Origin of the sequence: Dietzia sp. SLG310A2-38A2 (assembly GCF_014145095.1) — a bacterium.
Taxonomy (GTDB): domain Bacteria; phylum Actinomycetota; class Actinomycetes; order Mycobacteriales; family Mycobacteriaceae; genus Dietzia.
This window is the reverse complement of the sequence record NZ_JAALDX010000433.1, coordinates 1-3,566: the sequence shown is the minus strand read 5'-3', so window position 1 is coordinate 3,566 and position 3,566 is coordinate 1. Positions and strand designations below refer to the sequence as shown.

Genomic DNA, 3,566 nt, shown 5'->3' with positions numbered 1-3,566 from the left:
GGCTGGCGTCCGCGCGGTCGGAGGCCTCCGCACGGGTGGCCTCGCTCCGGACCGAGCTGGCGGGAGCGGAATCCGAGGTCACCAGACTGGGAGACGCCGCGCATCGCGACGAGATCGTCCGGGCCCAGCTCGAGGTCAAGGTCTCCGAACTCGAGTCCGCGGTGCTGGAACGGCACGGCATCGAGCCCGAGGCGCTGGTGGCGGAGTACGGACCGGAGGTGCCGCTTCCGCCGTCCGCGCTCGAGATCGAGGAGTACGAGGCGGCCCGCGAGCGCGGAGAGGACGTCACCCCACCCCCGCCGATGCCGTACCTGCGTGCCGAGCAGGAGCGTCGGCTCAGGCTGGCCCAGAAGGATCTGGCGACTCTGGGCAAGGTCAACCCCCTGGCACTGGAGGAGTTCGCCGCTCTCGAGGAGAGGTACGCGTTCCTGTCCACCCAGCTCGACGACGTCAAGAAGGCCCGAGCCGACCTCGAGGGGGTGATCGATGACGTGGACGAGCGGATCGAGCAGATCTTCACCGAGGCGTGGGTGGACGTCGAACGCGAGTTCCGCGGAGTCTTCTCCACGCTGTTCCCCGGTGGTGAGGGTCGGCTGATCCTCACCGACCCCGCGGATATGCTCGCCACCGGGATCGAGGTCGAGGCACGGCCTCCGGGAAAGAAGGTCAAGCGACTCTCGCTGCTGTCCGGTGGTGAGAAGTCGCTGACGGCCGTGGCGATGCTGGTGGCGATCTTCAAGGCCCGGCCCAGCCCGTTCTACGTGATGGACGAGGTCGAGGCCGCACTCGACGACACGAACCTGCGCCGACTCATCGGATTGTTCGAACAACTCCGGGAGACCAGCCAGCTCATCGTGATCACCCACCAGAAGCCCACGATGGACGTGGCCGACGTGCTCTACGGGGTGTCCATGCAGGGCGACGGCATCTCCAAGGTGATCTCCCAGCGCATGCGCTGACCTCGCCGGGCGCCTCCGGGCCGCTCAGGACCGCCGGAACACCGCGCGCAGGCGCTCCCGGTTGACCATGCCGACCGCACGTAGCGGAATCCCCGCCGGGCACACCCTCGAGCACTCGCCGTAGAGGGAGCAGGAGCCGAACTCCAGATCCGCAGCGCCGACCATCTCGCGTGCCCGGGAACCGCGTTCGCGGCTCGCCACCGGCATCAGGGCCAGATGCCCCAGCTTCGCGCCCACGAAGAGGTTGGCCGATCCGTTGGGGCAGGCCGCGACGCACGCACCGCAACCGATGCAGGCCGCCAGATCCAGTGCCGTCTCCGCCTCATCGTGTCCCTGCGCGGTGACGTCGGCGTCGAGGGCCGTCCCCGCGGGCAGCGACACATGGGCCCCGGCCTCGACGATCCCGTCCAACGCGGAGCGGTCCACCACGAGGTCCCGGATCACGGGGAACACCGCCGCACGCATCGGTTCGATGCGCAGGGTGTCACCGTCGGAGTAGGCGTCCAGGCGCTGGTGGCACGAGGGGGTGTTCTCGGCCGGGCCGTGCGGGCGCCCGTCGACGGTCACCCCGCACGCACCGCAGATCCCCTCCCGGCAGTCGGAGTCGAAGGCCACGGGGTCCACCCCGTCGTCGACCAGCCGGCCGTTGAGGGAGTCGAGCAACTCGAGCAGGCTCATCTCCGGTTCGGCGTCCGGAACGTGGTACTCCACGTAGGCACCGGTGTCCTCGGGACCGGCCTGCCTCCACACGCGCAGTGTGAGTCTCACGGGGCGGTCCCCGCAGTGGTTCGTGCTGTGGATCTCATCGGTAGTCCCTCGTGGTGAGCTCGACCGCGGAGAAGTCGAGCGGTTCGGCATGGCGGGTGAAGGTGCGTGGGCCGCCCCGGTCGTCGCCCTGGGACCCCCACGCCGAGGCGAAGCGCCAGAGGTCGTCTCGGCGCAGCGCCTCGCCGCCCGGTGACTGGTGTTCGTCGCGGAAGTGGGCGCCGCAGGATTCGTCGCGGTCCAGGGCGTCGACGCACATCAGTTCGGCCAGCTCCAGGTAGTCGGCCGTCCGGCCGGCCAGTTCGAGCACCTGGTTGAGGTGCTCTCCGGTCCCGGTCACGCGGAGGTCGGACCAGAACCGGGCCCGGAGGTCGCGGATGCGCTCGATCGCGGTGGTGAGACCCTCGGCGGTGCGGGTGACCCCGCAGCCGGCGTAGAGGATCTCGCCCAGTGCGCGGTGGAAGTGTGCGGGCCCGGTGGATCCGCCCACCGCGAGGAGCGCCTCGACGCGCGCCCGGGCGCGGCCCACGGCGGTGGTGACCACCTCGTCGTCGTCGTCCGGTGGATCGTCCCCTAGGCGCGCGGCCAGGTGCGCCGGTACCGAGTACGGGAGGGTGAACCAGCCGTCCACGCTGGCGCTGAGTAGCGAGTTGGCGCCGAGTCGGTTGGCGCCGTGGTAGGCCCAGCCGCATTCGCCGCCGACGAACAGGCCGGGGACCGAGGTCTGGAGGTCGTAGTCGCTCCAGAGCCCGCCCATGGTGAAGTGACAGGTGGGCGCGATGCGCATCGGGACGGAGTACGGGTCCTCGCCGGTCGCGTGGGAGTACATGTCGAAGAGGTTGCCGTACCGTTCGGCGATCTGCTGCCGGCCGTCGCGGGCGAGGGAGTCCCGGAAGTCCAGATACACCGAGTTGTGGCGGGGGCCCACCCCGCGGCCGTCGCGGATCTCCGCCGTGATCGCCCGTGAGGCCACGTCGCGGGGGACCAGGTTGCCGAAGGCCGGGTAGCGCCGCTCGAGGAAGAAGTCGCGGTCGGAATCGGGAATGTCGCTGGGCGGCCGGTCGTCACCCGCGTGCAGCGGCACCCAGATGCGGCCGTCGTTGCGGAGAGATTCGCTCATGAGGATGGTCTTGGCCTGCCAGGCGGTGTCCTTGGGCAGGGCGGTGGGGTGGAACTGCACGAACGAGGGCGAGGCGAACAACGCCCCCCGCTGGTGTGCGCGCCACACGGCCGAGGCGTTGGAGTTCACCGCGAGCGTGGAGTCGTGGAAGACGTTCCCGTAGCCGCCCGTCGCCAGCACCACGGCGTGGGCGGTCTCGGCGCGGATGTGTCCGGTGACGAGGTCGCGGACCACGACCCCGTGACAGCCTGCGTCGTCGACGATCAGATCGAGCATCTCGTGGCGGGTGTGCAACCGCACCGTGCCCGCCCGGATCTGCCGCTGCAGGGCCTGGGATCCGGCGATCTGGAGCTGCTGGCCGGTCTGCCCGCGGGAGTAATACGTGCGCGAGACCTGGACTCCGCCGAACGACCGCGTGGACAGTACGCCCCCGTACTCCCGGGCGAAGGGCGTGCCGATCGCCGAGAAGTGGTCGATGACACGAACCGATTCCTCACCCAGGCGGAATGCCTCGGACTCCCTGCCCCGGAAGTCACCGCCCTTGACCGTGTCGGAGACGAAGCGGTGCAGCGAGTCACCGTCGACCCGCCTCGCGCGGGCGGCGTTGATCCCGCCCTGCGCCGCCACGGAATGCGCGCGCCGCGGCGCGTCGTGATACGTGAACGCGGTCACCTGATAGCCCAGCTCGCCGAGTGCGGCCGCCGCCCCGGCGCCGGCGAGGC

The 3,566-nt window shown here is 70.5% G+C and carries 3 protein-coding genes; 1 reads left to right on the top strand and 2 read right to left on the bottom strand.

Annotated elements, in window-relative coordinates; translation table 11 throughout:
• On the top strand, window positions 1-959 hold a 959-nt coding region (locus tag G6027_RS14490; protein ID WP_182637786.1), incomplete at its 5' end, for an AAA family ATPase.
• 24 nt (window positions 960-983) lie between these two features.
• Here G6027_RS14490 and G6027_RS14485 read toward each other — a convergent pair.
• Both G6027_RS14485 and G6027_RS14480 read right to left on the bottom strand, forming a co-directional pair.
• Window positions 984-1,727: a succinate dehydrogenase/fumarate reductase iron-sulfur subunit gene (locus G6027_RS14485; RefSeq protein ID WP_182637785.1), complete on the bottom strand. Its 744-nt coding sequence runs from the start codon at window positions 1,725-1,727 to the stop codon at window positions 984-986.
• A gap of 34 nt (window positions 1,728-1,761) precedes the next feature.
• The coding region (locus tag G6027_RS14480) for a fumarate reductase/succinate dehydrogenase flavoprotein subunit (RefSeq protein ID WP_182637784.1) at window positions 1,762-3,566 on the bottom strand (1,805 nt) is incomplete at its 5' end.